This window comes from Chitinilyticum piscinae, from assembly GCF_015223195.1.
Classification (GTDB): Bacteria; Pseudomonadota; Gammaproteobacteria; order Burkholderiales; family Chitinibacteraceae; genus Chitinilyticum; species Chitinilyticum piscinae.
In genome coordinates, this window is the sequence record NZ_JADFUA010000002.1 from 124,882 (window position 1) to 145,893 (window position 21,012).

A 21,012-nucleotide genomic window follows, 5' to 3' on the forward strand; every position below is an offset into this window, starting at 1 on the left:
CCGTTTGGCTTTGGCACTGGTGAAGAGGCGTGCCAGCGCTGCTCTGCAGCATGGTTCTGCAATCGTCCGCGCCTTGCCTGACAGCGGCTTCGACTTCTTGTACGCTTGCGGCTTACATGACTTTTTGCAGGAGCTGTTATGTACCCACTAAGCAGTGTGTCCGAACTGCAAACCCGTCTGGGTGCGCCGGAACTGGTGATCGTTGACTGCCGGCATGAGCTGGCCAATCCGGCCGCCGGGCGTGCGGCCTACCTTTCGGGGCATATTCCCGGCGCGATTTTCCTGCACCTCGATGAGGATCTGTCTGGCCCGATGAACGGTCGCAATGGCCGTCATCCCTTGCCCGATGTGCGTACTCTGGTGCAGAAACTGGCCGCAGCCGGCATCGGCAGGGACAGTCACGTGGTTGCCTATGATGCAGCTGGCGGCCCGTTTGCCGCCCGGCTATGGTGGTTGCTGCGGTGGTTGGGACTGGGCGATGTTCAGGTGCTGGATGGAGGCTGGCCGGCCTGGCTGGCCGCCGGCGCACCGGTCAGTACGGCATTGCCACCGGCACAGCAGACTGATCTGCGTGCGGAGGCCGATTGGTCGCGCGTTGTGACTGCAGATGAAGTCGAAGCCAATCTGGCTGTGCCTCAATTCACGCTGGTTGATGCCCGCAGCCCCGAACGCTTTGTCGGCATCGGTGAAACGCTGGATCCGGTGGGTGGCCATATTCCGGGAGCCCGAAACCGCTTCTTCATGCATAACCTGCAGGCGGACGGCCGCTTCAAACCGGGCGCCGAACTGCTTGCCGAGTGGCTGGGAGTGCTGGGGGAATGCGCGCCGGAGACCGTGGTGCATCAGTGTGGCTCGGGGGTGACCGCCTGTCATAACCAGCTGGCGCTGGCCGTTGCCGGCCTGCCGCAAGGCCGGCTGTATGCCGGCTCCTGGAGCGAGTGGTGCAGTGACCCGCTCCACCCGGTCAGCACCGAGCCGCCTCCCGACCGCTAGACAAAGCTGGCTTTCTGCGGCCGATCTGATTCAATGAAAGGTAGCTTGCCGGCAGGAGGAGGGCTGAGGATGAATACTGCGCATTTATTCCGGTGCATGGCAGGGTTGCTGGCCTGGCTGGTGATCCTGCCGGTCTGGGCGGCCCAGAGCATTACCCTGACTCTGCAGGAGTACCCGCCTTTCATGGGTAAGGATCTGCCGTATCAGGGTTTGCTGACCCGGGTCGTGGTGGCGGCGTTTGCCCAGCAGCATATTGCCGTGAAACTGGAATCCGTACCGAATAACCGTGCGATCGAGGCACCACGACGGGGTCTCTACGATGGCAGTTTCGGCTGGGCTCGTTCACCCGAGCGGGAAAAGGATCTGTTCTACACCGAATCCGTCATGGCGTTGCGCATGGTGTTCTGCCAGCGCAAAGGGGAGAGCTACCCCTGGCAGACACTCGAGGAGCTTGCGCCTTATCGCATCGGGGCGACCAGCGGCAATTATTACTCGGACGATTTCACCAATCTGCAGAAAAGTGGTGTGTTGCAGGTGGATTTTGCCGGCAGCGATGTGGCTAATCTGCGCAAGTTGCTGGGCAAGCGCATCGACCTTTTTCCGATTGATGCCGAGGTCGGCCCCTATCTGATGGCGACCAATCTCGCGCCCGAAGAAACCACACAGTTGAGCTGCCAGGACAAAGCCTACTGGACGGCGCCATTGCATGTGGTGATCAGCCGGCAGCGGCAGGATGGAGGGCAACTGGTGCAGCAGTTCAATACGGGACTGGCCAAGCTCAAGCAGAGCGGTGAATTTGCCCGCATGCTGGATGAAACCCGGCGCCAGATCAATCAGCAGGCTCAGTAGCGGCTCACCTTGGTTACTGCAATAATCACACGCCCTGATTTCTTGCTAGTTCACATAGAACAGCACGCTGACAAACTGGCAGATGCTGCCGGCGAGCACGAAGAGGTGCCAGATGCCATGCCCGTGGCGGATGTGCTCGTCGTTCAGGAAAAAAAAGATGCCCGCGCTGTAGATCAGGCCCCCTGCCAGCAACCAGATCAGGCCAGGTGTGGCCAGGTTGCTGATCAGTGGGCCGGCAGCCAGCACGATCAGCCAGCCCATCGTGACATAGATCAGCATTGACCATAGCCGGGTGCGTTGCCCGATCAGCAATTCCTGGGCGATGCCGATGAGCGCCAGTCCCCAGTTGATGCCGAACAGTGTCCAGCCCCAGACACCGTGCAGCGTGACCAGCGTAAATGGCGTGTAGCTGCCGGCGATTAGCAGGTAGATCGCGCAGTGATCCAGGCGCTGGAAGAATGCCTTGTGGCGCCCGGAGGCACCGTGGTACAGCGTCGAGCACAAGTACAGCAGAACCAGTGTGCTGCCGTAGATGCTGAAACTGACCAGTTGCCAGATGTCTCCCGCAAGGCTGGCGCTGACCACCAGTGCGGTCAGGCCGCTCAGGGCCAGCAGGGTGCCACCGAGGTGGCTGAAGAAGTTGAAGCGCTCGCCGTAATGCATGACGGTTCCTTGGGACAGGGCGTCATCATGCGCGCTTGCGGCAGGGTTGGCTCGGCACTATTTACAGCGCGACTGGGGAACTATGCGGCAGTGTCCACTGGCGCGAAGCGCGCAACAGTCTGGCCGGCAACCTCAACGGTCTCGATGAACATCGCATACGGACGCACCCACAGTGCGCCTTCACCATACCGCGGGCGGTAGACAACCAGCCATTCCAGTGTTTCGCTGTGACGGGCCAGGTCAATCACGTCGTACTCATTGCCCTTGTAATGCCGGTAGCGCCCGAGTGTCAGTGGCGGACGGGCTGGTAGTTTTTCTTCGGGTATCGGGCTGGCGGCCATTATTTTCAAGTCCCTTGGTGGTATAGGCGGTGGTGTATGGAAAAAGGCCTCCTTGCGGAGGCCTTTTGTCGCTGCTGGCGCAAAGATTACAGCTTGCCTTCCAGCCAGGTGGCCGCTGCCTTCAGGGCCTCGGCGACCTTGCTGGTGTCGGTGCCGCCAGCCTGGGCCATGTCCGGGCGGCCACCGCCCTTGCCGCCGACAACCTGCGCGGCGACATTGACCAGTTCGCCGGCTTTTACCTTGCCGGTCAGATCCTTGGATACACGGGCAATCAGGCTGACCTTGCCGTCACTGGTGGCGGCCAGCAGCGCAATACCGCTTTCCAGGCGATCCATCAATTTATCGCTCATCTCGCGCAGCGTGCCGGCATCCACGCCCTCGACATTGCTGCCGATGCACTTCACGCCATTGATGGTGCGCATGCCGACACCGATCAGGTTGTCGAGCTGCGAGAAGGCCATCTGGCCCTTCAGTGCGGTGACTTCCTTCTGCGCGGCCTTCAGTTCGGCCTGCAGGCGTTCCAGCTTGCTGACCAGTTCGCCAGCCTGGGCGCCGGCAACGCCGGTTGCGGTCTTCAGCTCGCTATCCAGGCCCTGCACAAAGCTCAGCGCGCCTTCGCCGGTCATCGCTTCCACGCGGCGTACGCCCGCGGCCACACCACCTTCGGCGACGATCTTGAAGAAGCCGATGTCACCGGTGCGATGCACGTGGGTGCCACCACACAGTTCGGTCGAGAAATCGCCCATCTTCAGTACGCGCACTTCATCGCCATACTTCTCGCCAAACAGCGCCATGGCGCCGGCCTTGATCGCGTCGTCGTAGCTCATGCTGGCCACGTCTACCGCGTAGTTCTGCATGATGACGTGATTGACCACCGCTTCGAGCTTGCTGATTTCTTCCGCGGTGACAGCCTTGGGGTGGCTGAAGTCGAAGCGGGTGCGCTCGGCATTGACCAGCGAGCCCTTCTGCTCGACGTGCTTGCCCAGCACTTCGCGCAAGGCGGCATGCAGCAAGTGGGTCGCGCTGTGGTTGCGTTCGGTGTTGCGACGGGCGTGCAGATCGATGGTGGCGGTGACGTCGTCACCGACCTTCAGGCTGCCGCGCGCCAGCTTGCCCTGATGGCCGAAGACGTCGGCCTTGATCTTCTGGGTATCGAGCACATCGAACAGTGCGCCCACGCCACCGACGGTAAAGATCTCGCCGCGGTCGCCGACCTGGCCACCGGATTCGGCATAGAACGGGGTGTGATCGAGTACGACCACGCCTTCGTCACCGGCCGCCAGTTCCTTGACTGGCTCGTTGCCTTTGTAGAGGGCGATGACCTTTGCTTCGCGGCTGGTCAGCTCATAGCCATGGAAGCAGGAAGCGTCGCCCTCGTAGGCCAGACCCGCGCTCATCTTGAAGCTGCCGGCGGCCTTCGATTGCTGGCGCTGGGCTTCCAGCATTTGTTCAAACACGGCGATGTCGACGGTGACATTGCGTTCGCGGCACACGTCCGCGGTCAGGTCGATCGGGAAGCCGTAGGTGTCGTGCAGCTTGAACGCCACTTCACCATCCAGGACATGGCGGCCGCCACCCAGTACGGTGTCGAGCAGCGTCATGCCGTTTTCCAGCGTCTTGCCGAAGACTTCCTCTTCCTGACGCAACGCATCTTCGATATGCGCCTGTTTCTGGCGCAGTTCCGGGTAGGCATCGCCCATGACTTCGGCCAGCGGCGCGACCAGTTTGTGGAAGAAATAACCCTTCTGGCCCAGCTTGTAGCCGTGGCGTACCGCGCGGCGGATGATGCGGCGCAGGACATAGCCGCGGCCATCGTTGGACGGCAGCGCGCCATCGGCAATCAGGAAGGCGCAGGAGCGGATGTGGTCCGCGATCACACGCAGCGACGGGCTGTCGGCATCCGCCGCGCCGGTGGCTTTCTGGGCCGCGGCCAGCAGGTGCTGGAACAGGTCGATTTCGTAGTTGGCGTGCACCTTTTGCATCACCGCCGAAATGCGCTCCAGGCCCATGCCGGTGTCGACCGAGGGCTTGGGCAGCGGATGCAGCGTGCCGGACTCGTCACGGTTGAACTGCATGAACACGTTGTTCCAGATTTCGATGAAGCGGTCGCCGTCTTCATCCGGGCTGCCCGGAGGGCCGCCGGCGATGTGGTCGCCGTGGTCGTAGAAAATCTCGGTACACGGGCCGCAGGGGCCGGTGTCGCCCATCTGCCAGAAATTGTCCGAGGCGTATGGCGCGCCCTTGTTGTCGCCGATGCGCACGATCTTGTCCGCCGGTACGCCGACTTCCTTGTTCCAGATGTCAAAGGCTTCGTCGTCGGTCGCATACACCGTGACCATCAGCTTTTCCTTCGGAATGCCCAGCCATTCTGGGCTGGTCAGGAACTCCCACGCGTACAGGATGGCGTCGCGCTTGAAGTAGTCGCCAAAGCTGAAGTTGCCCAGCATTTCAAAAAAAGTGTGGTGACGTGCGGTGTAGCCGACGTTTTCCAGATCGTTGTGCTTGCCGCCGGCGCGCACGCATTTCTGCGAAGTGGTGGCGCGGCTGTACGGGCGCTTGTCAAAGCCGAGGAACACGTCCTTGAACTGGTTCATGCCGGCGTTGGTGAACAGCAGCGTCGGGTCGTTGTGCGGGATCAGGCTCGACGAGCTGACGATCTGGTGGCCTTTGGAGGCGAAAAACTCAAGAAACTTGGAACGAATCTCTGCTGCTTTCATGGCAAGCGGACCTGAATGGTAAAGAGAACAAAGGCGGCAATTTTACGGGAATTCGGGCGTGCGCGGATAGCACTTCCACCCGGGCTGCAGCATGGGAGCATGTTGTGCATGCAGTTGTGGCCACGCTCCTGTGTGCGGAGGGCCTGTCGTTCCCGGGCACGGCAGCCGGTGTTGCTGGGGTTGTATGGGTATGCATTGATTCGCTAGATTATTCATGGCCTGTAAACGCATAGGTGCGCATGTATGCTGGGGTGTGCAAAGTACCGATGAATGGCGAATGAGAATGCTTGCTAATAAGCTGCCGGTTAAGGAATAATTGAGAACAGTTATCACATGGATTGCCCCGCATGTACGTCTGCCTTTGCAACAATGTCACCGACAAACAGATCCGTCAGGCTGTCGCAGGCGGGGTCGACTCCTTTCTCGAATTGCAGTTCGAGACCGGCGTGGCAAGCTGTTGCGGCAAGTGTGAAAGCTGTGCGCGGGAGGTGATGAGCGAAGCCCTCTGCGCCAAGAGCAGCAGTGTGGCCTGGTTCCCCAGCCCGGCGCGGGCCTTGCAGGCCGCCTGACAGTATCCAATTTGTTCAAGCGGCAGGTTGGCCGCCGCAATGAAAAACGGGAAGCCTGGCTTCCCGTTTTTGTTGATCGCCGCGAGTGCGTTCAGCTCATCTGCGACTGCAGATAATTCGGCAGGCCGACGTGCTTGATCAGGGTGAGTTGCTGCTCCAGCCAGTGTGCGTGGTCGACCTCGGTATCGTCCAGCAGTGTGGTCAGCATCTCGCGGGTGACGTAATCGCGTTCCGTTTCGCACAGTGCAATCGCGGCTTTCAGCGCGGCGGCGACGTCGTATTCGGTCTGCAGATCGTTTTTCAGCATGGTTTCGACATCGCCGCCGATGCGCAGTGCCGTGCGCGCGGCAACGTTGGGGGTGCCATCCAGAAACAGGATGCGCTCGATCAGCCTGGTGGCGTGGCCGAGTTCATCGTCGCGTTCGTGATGAATGCGCTCGTAGAGTTTCTCAAACCCCCAGTTGCGGTACATCTCGCTGTGGACGAAATACTGGTCGACCGAGGTAAGTTCGGCGGCGAGGAGCCCGTTGAGTGCCTCGATGACTTTGCTGCTGCCTTGCATGGTGTCTCTCCTTGTTCCTTATTCGCCCATCTGCGACTGCAGGTAGTTGGCCAGGCCAATATCCCTGATCAGCGTCTGCTGGGTTTCCAGCCAGTCGAGAAATTCTTCCTCATCCTCCAGCATTTCGGTCAGCTCTTCGCGGCTCACATAATCCTGCGCGGCTTCGCAGGCCGTGATCGCCGCGCGCAGGGCGGCAATGTGGGCGCTGACCAGGCGCTGGTCGCACTCCAGCATTTCCACCGGGTTTTCGCCGATGAAGAGCTTTCCCAGTTGCTGCAGGTTGGGCAGCCCTTCAAGGAACAGGATGCGTTCGATCAGCTTGTCGGCGCGCTTCATGGCGTCGATGGACTCGTGATAATCCTTGTCGTTCAGGCCTTTGTAGCCCCAGTTCTTGTACATGCGGGCATGCAGAAAGTACTGGTTGATGGCGGTGAGCTCGTTGCCGAGGACGGTGTTGAGCTGCGCGAGGACGGTCTTGTCGCCTTGCATGCGGTTCTCCTTGGTTGTGGCAGGGCCGTTCTGTGCAGCCCGTTGCCGGAAAGTGTATGCCTTGCGCGGTTAATTACAACCTTGATTTGATTGGTGTTTTAAGGATTGATAGCTGTTCTCGTTCCGCTCATGCGGCCAGTGCCTTGCTGACAATCTCGAAGGTGTCTCCAGACAGTCCTTCATGCGCGGCGATGCGTTCCAGTTCGGTGCGCATCAGCTGGCGGCGATGGGCGTCGACCTTGGTCCAGCGGTTGAAGCACGTCGCCAGCCGGGCTGCGATCTGCGGGTTGAGGGCATCCAGCTCCAGAACGCGATCAGCTGCAAAGGCGTAGCCGTAGCCGTCGGCAGAATGGAAGTGCGCGAGGTTCTGCAGGCAGAAGGCATTGATGAGCGCGCGGACCTTGTTGGGGTTTTTCAGCGAAAAGGCCGGGTGTTCCAGCAGGTGTTGCACGCGTGAGAGGGTGCCCGGACGGCGGCAGGTGGCCTGCAGGGCAAACCACTTGTCCATGACCAGGGCATCGGCCTGCCAGTGCGTGGCGAAATCCGCCAGCTGTGCTTCGCCACCATCGCGGTTGACCAGCGCGCGCAGGCTGGCGAGACGGTCGGTCATGTTGTCGGCCTTGCGATACTGCTGGGCCAGCAGATCGCCGATCATGCCTTCGTCCAGCTCGGCGAGATAATCGAGGCACACGTTCTTGAGACTGCGCCGCGCCACCTGTTCGCCATCGTAGCGGTAGGGCGTGCCGTCGTTGAGCTGCTGGTAGCGCAACAGCAGTTGCGGGCGCAGCGCGCGCGCCAGTTGCAGTTTGACCTGCTGGCAGGTCTGCGCCAGCAGCACCGGATCCACATCGGCAAGCTGCTCCAGCAGATAGTTTTCGCGCGGCAGCTCCAGCATCAGTGCGACCAGCGCCGGATCCAGCTCCGGGTGAGCCAGCAGGGAACGGAAGGCCTCGCAGAACTGCGCCGGCACACTGACCGCGCCGCCGCTGGCCACTGCGGCGTACTGTGCGCACAGCAGGCGCACCGCGTAGGTGTTGGCGGCCTCCCAGCGCGCAAACGCGTCGTCGTCATGCGCCATCAGGAAGACCAGCTCTTCGTCGCTGTAAGGGTAGGCCAAGGTGACCGGTGCCGAGAAGTCGCGCAACAGCGACGGTACCGGCGGGCAGGGCAGGTTGACGAAGGTATAGCGCTGTTTCTCCGCGCGCAATTCCAGTACGCGGCTTGTTTCTCCGCCGTGCGCCTCGCCGTCCAGTTGCAGGGGGAGGGGCTGGCCGCGGCGGTCGATCAGTGCGATGGCGAGCGGGATGTGCATCGGTTGCCTCTCCGACTGACCGGTCTGTCCCGGAGTCGGAGCCAGGCTCTGGCGCACGGTCAGGGTAAAACTGCGCGCGGCTTCGTTCCACTCGCCATGCACGTCCAGATGCGGTGTGCCGGCCTGGCTGTACCACAATGCGAATTGCTCCAGATCGGCGTGGTTGGCGTCCGCCATCGCGGCGCGAAAATCGTCGCAGGTCACCGCTTGCCCATCGTGGCGCTTGAAATACAGGTCCATGCCGCGGCGGAAGCCCTCGCGACCCAGCAATGTGGCGTACATCCGCACCACCTCGCTGCCTTTTTCGTAGACGGTCCAGGTGTAGAAATTGTTGATTTCCAGGTATTCGTCAGGCCGCACCGGGTGTGCCTGCGGGCCGGCGTCTTCGGCAAACTGGTACTCGCGCAGGGCACGTACATTCTGGATGCGCTGCACTGCACGCGAGCCGATGTCACTGGAAAATTCCTGGTCGCGGTAGACGGTGAGGCCTTCTTTCAGCGACAGCTGGAACCAGTCGCGGCAGGTCACGCGGTTTCCCGTCCAGTTGTGGAAGTATTCGTGCGCGACCACCGAATCGATGCCGTCGAAATCGGCATCGGTCGCGGTGTCAGGCTTGGCCAGCACATACTTCGTGTTGAAAATATTCAGGCCCTTGTTTTCCATCGCACCCATATTGAAGTCGCTGACCGCGACGATCATGTAGGTGTCCAGATCATATTCCAGGCCGAAGCGCGCTTCATCCCACTGCATGGCTTTTTTGGCGGCCGCGACGGCGTGCGCGCACTTGTCCAGATTGCCCGGCTCGACATACACCTCGACCGCGACGGTGCGCCCCGAGGCGGTGACGTGGGTATCGGCCTGCACGACCAGCTTGCCGGCGACCAGCGCGAACAGATAGGCGGGTTTGCGGAAGGGGTCGACCCATTTGACCCAGTGGCGCCCCTTGTCCATGGCGCCGCTGCCCACGCGGTTGCCGTTGGACAGCAATACCGGGTATTTCTGCTTGTCGGCGATCAGCGTAGTGGTGAATTTCGCCATCACATCAGGGCGATCGAGGTAATAGGTGATCTTGCGGAAGCCTTCCGCCTCGCACTGGGTAAAGAAATTGCCGCTGGACACATACAGACCCATCAGGCTGGTGTTGCTGGCCGGATTGATGCGGGTGACGATTTCCAGAATCGCCTCTTCCGGCATGGCCGGAATGATCAGGCACTGTTCGTCGCGCTGATAATCGCTGGCCGGCAGCGGCGCACCATCGAGCTTGATCAGCTCGAGTGTCAGTGATTCACCATCAAGAATAAGGGGGGTATCAGCCGCGACCCCTTGATTCCGCTTGATGACCAGCCGGTTGGTTACCCGGGTATCGGTTTCATTGAGCTCGAAGGTCAGATCGGTGCGGTCAATCAGATAGGCGGGAGCGGTGTAGTCGAGGCGGCGGATGGCGGTGCGGTCGGTCATGTCCGGATAAGCTGGCGATAAGCAAAACCCGCGTAGCTTAACCTCTGTATCGGGATGTAACAATCAGTGAATGTGCCATTGCTTGCGATCCCGCAAAGCAGCAGGGGGAGTCTTGCGTTTCTATATAGCTTTTTTAGAGCGTCTTAGACGCAAATATTCGTTTTACCTATATGCAAACCTCGGTATAGTTGCCACCCTAAGCCCAAACCTAGCCCCAAGAGCGCAGATCCGATGTACATCTACGACGAATACGACCAGAAAATCGTGGACCAGCGCGTAGCGCAGTACCGCGACCAGACCCGCCGCTACCTCGCTGGCGAACTCACCGATGACGAATTCCGCCCGCTGCGCCTGCAGAACGGGCTGTATATCCAGCGCCACGCACCGATGCTGCGCGTCGCCATTCCCTACGGCAACCTCACCAGCCGCCAGGTGCGCAAGCTGGCCGAGCTGGCCGCGAAGTACGACAAGGGCTATGTGCATTTCACCACCCGCCAGAACGTGCAGTACAACTGGCCGGCACTGGAAAATGTGCCCGAAATGCTTGCCGAGCTGGCTTCTGTCCAGATGCACGCGATCCAGACTTCCGGCAACTGTATCCGCAATACCACGTCCGACCAGTTCGCAGGTGTGGCCTACGACGAGATTGTCGATCCGCGGCCGTGGTGCGAAATCATCCGCCAGTGGTCGACCTTCCACCCCGAATTCGCCCACCTGCCGCGCAAATTCAAGATCGCCGTGAATGGCGCCAAGGAAGACCGCGCAGCGATCATGGTGCACGACATCGGCATCACCGTGAAGCTGAATGCCGCGGGCCAGGTCGGCTTTGAAATCTACGTCGGCGGTGGTCTGGGCCGCACGCCGATGATCGGTGATCTGATCAAGCCGTGGCTGGAGCCGGAGCACCTGCTGACCTACCTCGATGCCGTGCTGCGCGTTTACAACCGCTACGGCCGTCGCGACAACAAGTACAAGGCGCGCATCAAGATTCTGGTGAAGGCCATGACCCCGGAAGCATTTGCCGCCAAGGTCGAGCAGGAGTGGGCGCATCTGAAGAGCGGCCCGCAGACGCTCACCGATGAAGAAATCGCGCGCAATCACCGCTTCTTCACGGCCCCGGCCTACGAAACCCTGCAAGGCGACGATCCGTCCTTCCTGGCAGCCATCGAGGCCAGCCCGGCCTTCTCGCGCTGGGTGGACCGCAACGTGTTCGCGCACAAGGTGCCGGGCTATGCCGCGGTGACCCTCAGCCTGAAAAAGCACGGCGTGCCGCCGGGCGATGCCACTGTCGAGCAGCTGGAGGCCGTGGCCGAGCTGGCTGACCGTTTCAGCTTCGGCGAGCTGCGTGTCTCGCACGGGCAGAACCTGATTCTGGCCGATGTGAAGGAAAGCGAGCTGTTCGCGTTGTGGGAAGAAGCCAAGCGCATCGGCTTTGCCACCCCGAACATCGGCCTCTTGACTGACCTGATCTGCTGCCCGGGCGGCGATTTCTGTTCGCTGGCCAACGCCAAGTCGATTCCGGTCGCCAAGGCGATCCAGGAGCGCTTCGACGAGCTGGATTACCTGTTCGATCTGGGCGAAATCGACGTCAACATCTCGGGCTGTATCAATGCCTGTGGTCACCACCACATTGGCAACATCGGCATTCTGGGCGTGGACAAGAACAACGCCGAGTTCTACCAGATCACGCTGGGAGGTCGTCAGGGCGCCGATGCCCAGATCGGCAAGGTGATTGGCCCCTCGTTCGCGCAGGAAGAAATGGCCGACGTGATGAGCAAGATCATCCAGGTCTTCGTGGAAAACCGCGAAGCTGACGAGCGTTTCATCGATACGTTTGATCGTATTGGCGCAGACCCGTTCAAGAACAAGGTGTACGAAGGTAAACCTGCCGGCAAGGCCAAGAAGGAGGTGGAAGCATGAGCCGCATCATCGTAGATAAAGCCATTGTCGAGTGCGACGCTCCCATCCTGCGCGTGGGTGAAGACGGCAGCTTCCCGGCTGTTCCGGCCAGTGGCCTGGTGTTCGTGTCGCTGCCGCAGTATCTGGCACAGAAAGCCGAACTGACCGCCCGCGGCGATGTTGGCGTGTGGTTTGCGCCGGCGGATGAGCCGGAGGTGCTGGGCGATGAGGCGGCTGGGCTCGCCTATATCGCGGTTGAATTCCCGGCCTTTACCGATGGCCGCGGTTTCTCGATCGGGCGGCTGTTGCGTGAAAGATATGGCTTTACCGGCCAGTTGCGCGCGTTTGGCGATGTGTTCAAGGACACGCTGAACTACCTCGCCCGCTGCGGCTTCAACGCCTTTGTCGTGCGGGCTGACAAGGACATCGAGGATGCGGTCAAGGGGATCGACGACTTCACCGAGTTCTATCAGAGCGCCGTCGGCCAGCCGCAACCGCTGTTCCGCCGCCGCTAAATCAGGTTGATTCGAGTGTATTGACCGGCAGTCATTTCAGAATAATTGCTGTAAGCATATACCCCGCTAACCAGGCAAAGCCCGTCCATGTGACGGGCTTTGTGTTTATTGCGGGCTACCTGGAGCCGCCACAGGCCGAGGATGGCGATAGCGGTTCGCCGTCTGCCGGATGGAAGGCATGGCCGTTTGTGCTGACTTCTGCTGGTTGCCTGTGGGTATATTGCGTAGCTCATTAACAACAAACAAGTTCAACCATATACCTGGCAATGTAATTACTCGGGGGTTCTTGCTGTCGGCGCTGATCAGCATCAAGCGTGGATCGGTTCAACGTTGTGGCAAATATGATCGCTGATGCAGTATGTGCAAGTAGTCGCGTGTGATGGAGACTTGGTTAGTTACCATGCTTCATCCATATGCCGTACCTGGTATGTACGGCAGCTTGCAATCAGGCACCCGTAAGGGCGTGACCTCAGGCACTTTGATCCCCCGTAGCCTGATTGGTGGCGTACTGATCGTTGAGTTCAAGTGCAGCCTGAAGGGTTGTGCGATAGCCCTCTGTTCCGAGTAAAGCTAGCAAGCCGGCTCGCTCCAGTTTGCCGAGCACATTCGGATTGGCTTCGCAGGCAATCACACGGATGTGTCGCTGCTGCAGCTGGAGAATAATTTTCTCAAGTGTTTGCAAGCCTGTCATATCCATGAAGGGCACGTGATGCAGGCGGATGATCTGTGTGCGAGCTTCGGTGTGTGTAGCGATCAGTGCCCGTTCACATTGTTCGGCAGCCGCGAAGAAGAAGGGGCCGTCGATGCTGTAAACCAGCGTCCCGTTCGGGAGTGACGAGCGCCCCATGATGGCCAGTTCATGTTTGAGGTCCGGTTCGCCCTGGCTGGTGACGCTCACCGTGCTGGCCATGCGGCGCAGGAACTGCAGGATGGCCAAAATTACGCCAATCTGCACGGCGACCACCAGATCGGTAAATACGGTCAGCACGAAGGTAATCAGCAGGATCGCCACATCCGCACGCGGCGCGTGAAACAGCATATGCACGAAACGGTGTGCTTCGCTCATGTTCCAGGCAACGACAAACAAGATGGCAGCCAGTACCGCCAGCGGTATGTGCCCGGCCAGCGGCGCCAGTAGCAGCAGGATGGCCAGCAGCGTCATGCTGTGCACGATGCCAGCCAGTGGCCCCGTGCCGCCATTGCGTACGTTGGTGGCGGTGCGGGCAATCGCGCCGGTGGCCGCGAATCCGCCAACCAGGGGGGTGAGCAGGTTGGCAATGCCCTGACCGATCAGTTCCTGATTGGCATCATGCCGTGTGCCTGCCATGCCGTCGGCAACGACGGCGGAGAGCAGGGATTCGATGGCACCGAGCATGGCGATGGTGAAAGCGGGTCCGATCAGTTGCAGAATGCGACTGAAGGACAAGTCCGGCATGACCAGTTCGGGCAGCTGCTGCGGAATTCCACCAAAAGCGCTCTGGATGGTGCGGACGCCCTCAAAACTGGCGAAATACTGCACTAGTGTAATGCCGACCAGGGCAATCAGCGGACCGGGTACGCGGCGCAGGCCGGGCAAGCGGTTGCCCCGCAGCGTCAGCAGCAGGGCAAGGCTTGCCAGTAGAGTGGTCGGGCCATGCAGACCGGGGATCTCGTGCAGCAGCCCCCAGACTTTTTCATGGAAGTGGGTGCCGGGCGGGTTGGCCAGCCCGAAAAAATAGGGCCACTGACCGACCCAGATCACCATGCCGATACCACTGGTGAAACCGAGTATGACAGGTGCCGGGATGAAGCGGATGACGGCGCCCATGCGCGCCAGCCCCAGTAGCACCAGCATGATCCCCGCTAGCAGGGTTGCAGTTTCCAGCCCCGCGATTCCATAGCGGGCAGTGATGTCGGCCAGGATGACGACAAAGGCACCGGTGGGCCCGGCGATCTGCAGTCGCGAGCCACCAAAGGCTGCAACCGCAAAACCGGCGATGATGGCGGTGTACAGCCCCTGCTCGGGTTTCGCGCCGCTGGCAATCGCGAAGGCCATTGCCAGCGGCAGTGCGACGACGCCAACGATCACGCCCGCGATCACATTGGGCAGCCAGTTGCTGCGGGTAAATAATCCGGCTAGCCAGGCTTCACGCAATGCAATCATGGGGAGCTCCTCCTCGTTTCAGTGTACGCCTTGGCGGTCCGGGATGAGGAACTGCTCGGTAACGTAATTTGTTGCACTGCGACGTGCTCGCATGATGGGGAGGGCGGGGGTAAAATCGCCTTTTCTACGAGGATGTCATGCAAACATCGCTTCCCCAGCATCCGATTGGTGTGTTCGATTCCGGCGTCGGCGGCCTGACCGTGGTGCGCGCACTGATGGATCGCCTGCCTTTTGAAAACATCATCTATTTCGGCGATACGGCCCGTGTTCCCTATGGCGTGAAATCGGTTGCCACCATCGAACACTACACCCAGCAGATCGCCGACTTCCTGCTCAGACAGCAAGTCAAGATCCTGATCATCGCCTGCAATACCATGGCTGCAGTTGCTGCCGACAAGGTGCGTGCGGCTTCACCGGTCCCGGTGCTGGACGTTATCGAAGCCGGTGCGCGCAACGCGGTCGCCCGTTCGGCCAGTGGCGGCATCGGAGTCATCGGTACGCCGACGACCATCAATTCCAACGCCTATGCCCGCGCAATTCACCGCCTGAATCCCGATAGCCGCGTGTACTCGCAGGCTTGCCCGCTGTTTGTACCGCTGGTGGAAGAAGGCTGGCTCGATCATCCGGTCACCCGTCTGACTGCGCAGGAATACCTCAAACCGGTCTTTGTCGAGAGTATCGATACGCTGGTGCTGGGTTGCACCCATTATCCGCTGATCAAGCCGCTGCTCAGTGACATTACCGGCCAGCGTTTGCAATTGGTCGACTCTGCGCTATCGATTGCGGATCAGGCCGCGCAATTGCTGCAGGACAGCGGGCTCGCCAATCCGCAGCACGAATTGCCCGATTATCAGTATTACGTGACCGATCTCCCGGTGAAATTCCAGACCATCGGTGAGCGTTTTCTCGGGCGCAGTCTCAACCGTCTGGATCTGGTCAGCCTCTGATGCTGTACGGATTTACCTTTCTGGTGATATTCCAGCTGCTGGGTGAGGTACTCAGCCGGGGGCTGCATCTGCCGGTGCCCGGGCCTGTGCTGGGCATGCTCCTGCTGGTCGCCTGGGCGGTGATCAAGCGGGGCGTGGATGACCGGGTTGGCCGGGTGTGCTCCGGCCTCCTGCGCTATATGGCGCTGCTGTTTGTTCCTGCCGGAGTCGGCTTGATGCTGCTGGGGCCCTTGCTTCGTGATGAAGGCTGGGCCATGTTGGCTGTGCTGGTATTGTCGACCATCATCACGCTGCTGGTGGCCGGGCTGACTTTGCACCGGTTGTTGCGCCGACGGCATCCATCGGCTGACGAGTTCTCATGAGCTTTGCCAATCCGCTTGACTCACAAGCCATGCTGCTGGCTTTGCAGACCGCGCCTTTCCTGTGGCTGGGAGTAACGGCCGGCTGTTTCCTGCTGGCGGAGCGGCTCTATGCCCGGACACGGCATTTCCCGCTGCTGCACCCGGTGCTGGTGAGCATCGTGCTGATCGTGGCGATTTTGCGTCTCTGCGGTGTGCCCTACCAGTCCTATTTCAGCGGGGCCCAGTTGTTTCACTGGCTGCTGGGAACCGCGACGGTCGCGCTGGCGGTGCCCTTGTTTGATAATCTTCAGCGGGTTCGAGCCTTGCTGTGGCCACTCCTGATCGCCTTGCTCATCGGCGGGCTGGCCGGCATGCTGAGCGCACTGGCACTGGGCAAGCTGTTCGGCTTGTCGCCGGCGGTGCTGGTTTCCTTTGTGCCGAAATCCGTGACGACGCCGATCGCCATGGCTTTGTCCCAGCACGCGGGAGGACTGCCGGCATTGACTGCAAATGTCGTCATCCTTACCGGCATTTTCGGTGCCATGATTGCCGTGCCGTTATTGTCGCTGTTTGGGGTGCGCAGTGACATCGCCCAGGGATTTGCACTTGGGATTGCAGCACATGGCGTAGGTACAGCAAGGGCCATGCAGATTTCGCCGACGGCCGGGGCATTCGCGGGGCTGGCGATGGGGCTCAATGGTGTGCTCACCTCGCTGACACTGGCGCTATTGCTGGCATTCTGGCCTGCCTGAGACCATTTTTCTGCTGTACCAAATCTGCTTGCTACCTATAGTTCAGCTGATACCAACTGGGTGATGCATGAACTGGCGCAATCTTGGCGAGCTGCTCCTTCCCGCGTTCTTCTTGCTGACTGGGGCAGGGCTCCTGACCAGCCATCTGGCCTCGCAGGAGGAGGCACGAGCCTGGCAACAGGCTGAGGAAATTGCGCTCAACGAGGCTGGCCAGTTGCGCTCGGCTGTCGAGTCCGAACTGAACTCGACGCTGTTTGTCGCAGGGGGCCTGACGGCCTTTATCCGAACCGCCGAACCCGCCCAGCTGGAGCGGCAACTACCGGCGATGATGGCACTGCTGTATGGCCAAGCCCGCAATCTGCGCAATATCGGCATTGCGCCCGACAATCGGATTCGCTGGGTATTTCCGCTCACGGGCAATGAAAAAGCCATCGGCCTGTACTACCCGGACAACCCCAAGCAGTGGCCGGCAGTTCGTCAGGTCATCGAATCGCGCCAGCCTTTTCTTGCCGGCCCCATCGCCCTGGTTCAGGGGGGGCAGGGGCTGATTTTCCGTATTCCGGTTTTTACCACGGATGGGCGCTACTGGGGCTTGATCAGTTCCGTGGTCCAATTGGAAACATTCTGGAACAGGGTGGGTATCCGCGAATCCGCCCATCAGGGACGCCTGAGAATTATCGGTGCGGATGCGCAGGGCGCGCATGGGGGGGTGGTATGGGGTCAGACGGTGCCTTTGAGTGGCCATACGGTCAGCCTGCCGATCCGTGTGCCCGGGGGCAGCTGGCAGCTGGACTACGCCGTACAGCTTCCCGGCGGGGAGCGAAGTGCTGCGAACGTCGTCTGGGTGGCGGGGGGCATCATTACGTGCCTGCTGATTGTGGCGCAGCTACTGCTGGTGCTGGCCGTGCAGCGTGATCGCCAGCGCGTGGCGGCACTGTCAAAAGCCAAAGATGCGGCAGAAGCCGCCAGTCGCGCCAAAAGTGTCTTTCTGGCCAATATGAGCCATGAAATCAGAACACCCATGAATGGCGTCATCGGCATGAGCCAGCTGCTGCTGGATACGCCGCTTAGTCCGCAGCAGCGCGATTATGCCCAGACCATGCGCAACAGCTCGGAGGCTTTGCTTACCGTGCTGAACGATATCCTGGATTACTCGAAGATCGAGGCCGGCAAGCTGGAAATCGAGCACATCGAGTTTGCCCCGGCGCCCCTGCTGGAAGATGTATGCGATCTGCTGGGCTTGCGCGCGCAGGAGAAGGGGCTGGAGTTGCTTTGCGATATTGATCCGTTACTGCCGGCAAAGCTGCTTGGTGATCCGAACCGCTTGCGCCAGGTTGTGCTCAATCTGCTGGGAAATGCCATCAAGTTTACACAGGGCGGCGAAGTGGCCTTGCTGGTGCGCGTCATCGAGGCCGGTGAACAGCTGGTCCGGGTGGAAATCAGTGTGCGTGACAGTGGCATCGGTATCGCCGCCCATCAAGTCGAGTCGATCTTTGAAGCTTTTCGCCAGGGTGATGCTTCTGTATCGCGCCAGTTCGGCGGCACGGGGCTGGGGCTTTCCATCTCGCGTCGTCTGGTGGCGCTGATGGGCGGTGAGCTGACCGCCAATAGTGCCGAAGGCGTGGGATCCTGGTTCAGTTGTCTCCTGCCCTTCCAGATTGCCGCGCCACCGGCTGCAGCGGCCTGGAGCCTGCCCGAGGGAAGCCAGGTGCTGCTGGTCGAGCGCAATCCTTATGCCCGTGCCTTGCTGGCACTGCAGATCGGGCGCTGCGGTGGACAGCCGCTGCTGGCGGGAACGCTAGCCGAAGCCCTTGATCTGCTGGCGCGCGCTCAAGCCGAGGGGACGCTCCTGACACTGGCACTGCTTACCAGAGAGCTGGATGATGGTGACGGCTTCCTGCTGGCGTCCCAGCTCAAGCAGGCTCAGCCCGGCTTGCCGATGATTCTGTTGCAGGGGCGCGAGCGGCCATTGACTTCACGCTTCTGGCAGGAGGCAGGGTTCGCCGACACGCTCGACAAGCCGGTGCGACAGAGTTTGCTGCCCGTGGTGCTGTCGCGGGTGATCCATGGCCGTCTGCCGGTGGCCGAGCCGCCGAAAGTCTTGCCGGTCTTGCCGCAAGTTGAGCTGCCCTTGCTGCTGGTTGAGGATAATCCCGTCAACCGCAAGGTGGCGCTGGCGATGCTGGCCCGGCTGGGCTTGAGTGCCGATGAGGCCGGCAATGGGCTGGAGGCCCTGCAGATGCTGGCCCGAAAGGATTACAGCGCGGTGCTCATGGATGTGCAGATGCCCGAGATGGATGGGTTGACCGCGACGCGCGTGCTGCGCAAGGGGGAAAAAAAGGTGCGAAATCCAAACATCCCGGTGATCGCCATGACAGCCAATGCCATGCTCGGCGATGAGGCCGATTGCCGCGCTGCCGGTATGGATGATTACATCAGCAAGCCGGTGCAGTTTGACCGGCTGGCTGAAGTTATCGCGCGAATTCTTGCGAAGTGAATGGGTATTGCTTTCGAGGCAATAATATAAAAAGATTGTGTGCTTATAGGTTATTGGGTATGTCGCCAGTTCAGTGTGGCGTGCAGCTTGACCACATCACCGATGATGATGAGGGCCGGCGGTTTGATGCCGGCTTGCGCCAGATCGTCAGGCAGACTACCCAGCGTGCTGATGACCACCTGCTGGTCGGCGCGTGTCGCGTTGGCGACGATTGCCGTGGGGGTATCCACCGCTCGGCCGTGCTCGATCAGCTTCGCACAGATCGTTGGCGCTTGTGCTACGCCCATGTAGACGACCACCGTTTCGGAAGGGTTGACCAGCCGTGGCCAGTCCAGCTCGATTTCGCCATCGCGACGGTGGCCGGTGACAAAGGTGACCGATTGGGCGAAATCGCGATGGGTGAGTGGGATGCCGGCATAGCAGGAGGCGCCGGCCGCGGAGGTAATGCCCGGAACGACTTCGAAGTCGATGCCGGCGGCCGCCAGTTCGGCAATTTCTTCGCCGCCCCTGCCGAAAATGAAGGGGTCGCCGCCCTTGAGCCGCAGTACCTTCTGGCCCTGTTGCGCCAGTTTCACCAGTAGCTGGTTGATTTCGTCCTGCGGTAGCGCATGGTTGTTGGATTTCTTGCCCACGTAGATGCGCTCGGCGTCGCGGCGCACCAGCTCCATGATGTCGGCGCTGACCAGGTTGTCATAGAGCACCACATCAGCCTGCTGCATCAGGCGCAGGGCGCGGAAGGTCAGCAGGTCGGGGTTCCCCGGGCCGCTGCCGACCAGATACACCGCGCCGCGCTTGAGCGTGCTGCTGTCAGCTTGCCGCAGTGCCGTGGTGATTTCCTCGCGGACTGCCGTGACTTCGCCGGCGAACACGCGGTCCGGCAAGGGGCCGGACAGAATGTGCTCCCAGAAATGCCGCCGCGCCGCGGGGTCCGGCAGTTTTTCCTTGGCCAGCGGCCGCAGTTCGCTGGCCAGTCGTGCCAGATCGCCATAACCGTGCGGAATCAGCGCCTCCAGCTGCGCCCGGAGCTGGCGGGCCAGTACCGGAACACCACCTCCGGTGGACAGGGCCACCATCAGGGGCGAGCGATCAATGATGGCCGGGGTGATGAAGCGGCTGTGCTGCGGATCGTCCACGCTATTGACCAGAATGCCGGCTGCTTCGGCATCGCGGAATACGGCGGCATTCACTGCCGCGTCATCGGTGGCGCTGATGATCAGCCGCCAGTTGCGGGCCAATTGGTCCGGCGTGTAGACGCCTGCGTGCCAGACCAGTTTGCCGCTCTCGTGCAGGGCTTGCAGTTCTGCATTGAGCGTGGGAGCGACCAGCTCCAGCGCCGCGCCGGCGGCAAGCAGCAGGCGCGCTTTGCGCAGCGCGATGTCTCCTCCGCCGACAATCAGGCAGGGTTGTTGTTGCAGATCAAGGAAAAGCGGGAAATAGTCCATGCACGATGTAGCCTGTCCGGAGATACACTGCATTTTCGCATGTCTGAACCGGTCTGATGTGGTCGGATTGGCAATTTCGCCCCGGCCTTCCATAAAAAACAGAATACCTTTTACCCAGGAGAGCCCTGATGAAAGTGATGATGAGTCTGCTGGCTGCGGCTGGCGTCCTGCTGGCTGGCAGTGCGATGGCCGCCAACCCGGCCGATCTGGCCAAGTCCAAGGCCTGTATGGCCTGCCACGCGATCGACAAGAAGCTGGTCGGTCCTGCCTATAAGGATGTGGCTGCCAAATACAAGGGCGACAAGGGAGCAGTGGCCAAGCTGGCGACCAAGATCCAGAAGGGCGGCTCCGGTGTGTGGGGCTCGATGGCGATGCCGGCCAATGCGGTGACGGATGCCGAGGCCAAGCAGTTGGCCGAGTGGGTGCTGGCCCAGAAATAAGCGGCTTCACCGGCCACCAGGCGCCCTGCGGGGCGCTTTTTTGCGACTGTCGACGATGAGAACCCATCCGTGCTTCGGTTTGT

The 21,012-nt window shown here is 60.9% G+C and carries 18 protein-coding genes; 10 read left to right on the top strand and 8 right to left on the bottom strand.

Translation table 11 applies throughout. The annotated features are described in order from the left end of the window. Positions 1 to 138 precede the first annotated feature (138 nt). Positions 139 to 993, top strand: a complete 855-nt coding sequence (locus INR99_RS04435) for a sulfurtransferase (protein ID WP_194115101.1) — start codon at positions 139 to 141, stop codon at positions 991 to 993. 69 nt (positions 994 to 1,062) lie between these two features. After that, complete coding sequence (locus INR99_RS04440; protein WP_194115102.1) at positions 1,063 to 1,842, top strand: substrate-binding periplasmic protein; 780 nt, start codon at positions 1,063 to 1,065, stop codon at positions 1,840 to 1,842. A gap of 45 nt (positions 1,843 to 1,887) precedes the next feature. Here INR99_RS04440 and trhA read toward each other — a convergent pair whose 3' ends face one another. The 3 genes from trhA to alaS all read right to left on the bottom strand — a co-directional run bounded on the left by trhA (position 1,888) and on the right by alaS (position 5,563). Continuing rightward, the gene (gene trhA, locus INR99_RS04445; protein WP_194115105.1) at positions 1,888 to 2,505 is read right to left on the bottom strand and encodes a PAQR family membrane homeostasis protein TrhA; all 618 of its coding nucleotides are present in this window, start codon (positions 2,503 to 2,505) and stop codon (positions 1,888 to 1,890) included. An 80-nt stretch (positions 2,506 to 2,585) separates the two neighbouring features. Continuing rightward, positions 2,586 to 2,846, bottom strand: a complete 261-nt coding sequence (locus INR99_RS04450; RefSeq protein WP_194115107.1) for a DUF1653 domain-containing protein — start codon at positions 2,844 to 2,846, stop codon at positions 2,586 to 2,588. Positions 2,847 to 2,932: 86 nt separating this feature from the next. Next, positions 2,933 to 5,563, bottom strand: coding sequence for an alanine--tRNA ligase (gene alaS, locus INR99_RS04455; RefSeq protein ID WP_194115109.1), 2,631 nt, complete (start codon positions 5,561 to 5,563; stop codon positions 2,933 to 2,935). Between the two features lie 347 nt (positions 5,564 to 5,910). Between alaS and INR99_RS04460 the strand changes: the two genes are divergently transcribed. Further along, positions 5,911 to 6,132 (top strand): bacterioferritin-associated ferredoxin, encoded by a 222-nt coding sequence (locus tag INR99_RS04460; protein ID WP_194115111.1) that lies wholly within the window; start codon positions 5,911 to 5,913, stop codon positions 6,130 to 6,132. A gap of 91 nt (positions 6,133 to 6,223) precedes the next feature. On the opposite strand, the gene bfr (INR99_RS04465) is transcribed toward INR99_RS04460, so the two are convergent. The 3 genes from bfr (INR99_RS04465) to pepN all read right to left on the bottom strand — a co-directional run bounded on the left by bfr (INR99_RS04465) (position 6,224) and on the right by pepN (position 9,953). Continuing rightward, a complete protein-coding gene (gene bfr / locus INR99_RS04465; RefSeq protein WP_194115112.1) occupies positions 6,224 to 6,694 on the bottom strand; it encodes a bacterioferritin in 471 nt (156 codons plus the stop codon). An 18-nt stretch (positions 6,695 to 6,712) separates the two neighbouring features. After that, a complete protein-coding gene (gene bfr / locus INR99_RS04470; RefSeq protein ID WP_194115114.1) occupies positions 6,713 to 7,183 on the bottom strand; it encodes a bacterioferritin in 471 nt (156 codons plus the stop codon). A 127-nt stretch (positions 7,184 to 7,310) separates the two neighbouring features. Next, complete coding sequence (gene pepN, locus INR99_RS04475) at positions 7,311 to 9,953, bottom strand: aminopeptidase N (protein WP_194115117.1); 2,643 nt, start codon at positions 9,951 to 9,953, stop codon at positions 7,311 to 7,313. A gap of 231 nt (positions 9,954 to 10,184) precedes the next feature. Between pepN and INR99_RS04480 the strand changes: the two genes are divergently transcribed. Next, entirely contained in the window at positions 10,185 to 11,873 is a 1,689-nt protein-coding gene (locus INR99_RS04480; RefSeq protein ID WP_194115118.1) for a nitrite/sulfite reductase, read from the top strand. Next, positions 11,870 to 12,367, top strand: a complete 498-nt coding sequence (locus tag INR99_RS04485) for a DUF934 domain-containing protein (RefSeq protein WP_194115120.1) — start codon at positions 11,870 to 11,872, stop codon at positions 12,365 to 12,367. The genes INR99_RS04480 and INR99_RS04485 overlap by 4 nt, the downstream gene beginning before the upstream one ends. 469 nt (positions 12,368 to 12,836) lie before the next feature. Here the strand turns inward: INR99_RS04485 and INR99_RS04490 are convergent, their stop codons facing one another. Further along, positions 12,837 to 14,510 (bottom strand): SulP family inorganic anion transporter, encoded by a 1,674-nt coding sequence (locus INR99_RS04490; protein ID WP_194115122.1) that lies wholly within the window; start codon positions 14,508 to 14,510, stop codon positions 12,837 to 12,839. Between the two features lie 137 nt (positions 14,511 to 14,647). Here INR99_RS04490 and murI point away from each other — a divergent pair, with 137 nt between their 5' ends. The 4 genes from murI (at position 14,648) to INR99_RS04510 (ending at position 19,047) form a co-directional block, all read left to right on the top strand. Beyond that, complete coding sequence (murI, locus tag INR99_RS04495) at positions 14,648 to 15,457, top strand: glutamate racemase (RefSeq protein ID WP_194115123.1); 810 nt, start codon at positions 14,648 to 14,650, stop codon at positions 15,455 to 15,457. After that, on the top strand, positions 15,457 to 15,819 hold the full coding sequence (locus INR99_RS04500; RefSeq protein WP_194115125.1) for a CidA/LrgA family protein: 363 nt from the start codon (positions 15,457 to 15,459) through the stop codon (positions 15,817 to 15,819). Before murI ends, INR99_RS04500 begins: the two co-directional genes overlap by 1 nt. Then, positions 15,816 to 16,550 carry an LrgB family protein gene (locus INR99_RS04505; RefSeq protein WP_228098084.1) on the top strand — a complete coding sequence of 245 codons (735 nt, stop codon included), beginning with the start codon at positions 15,816 to 15,818 and terminating at the stop codon, positions 16,548 to 16,550. The genes INR99_RS04500 and INR99_RS04505 overlap by 4 nt, the downstream gene beginning before the upstream one ends. Positions 16,551 to 16,617: 67 nt before the next feature. After that, a complete protein-coding gene (locus INR99_RS04510) occupies positions 16,618 to 19,047 on the top strand; it encodes a response regulator (RefSeq protein WP_194115127.1) in 2,430 nt (809 codons plus the stop codon). 50 nt (positions 19,048 to 19,097) lie between these two features. On the opposite strand, the gene cysG is transcribed toward INR99_RS04510, so the two are convergent. Then, on the bottom strand, positions 19,098 to 20,489 hold the full coding sequence (gene cysG, locus INR99_RS04515; RefSeq protein ID WP_194115128.1) for a siroheme synthase CysG: 1,392 nt from the start codon (positions 20,487 to 20,489) through the stop codon (positions 19,098 to 19,100). A 128-nt stretch (positions 20,490 to 20,617) separates the two neighbouring features. On the opposite strand from cysG, the gene INR99_RS04520 reads away from it, so the two are divergent. Next, on the top strand, positions 20,618 to 20,929 hold the full coding sequence (locus INR99_RS04520; RefSeq protein WP_194115130.1) for a c-type cytochrome: 312 nt from the start codon (positions 20,618 to 20,620) through the stop codon (positions 20,927 to 20,929). The last annotated feature ends 83 nt before the right edge of the window (positions 20,930 to 21,012 follow it).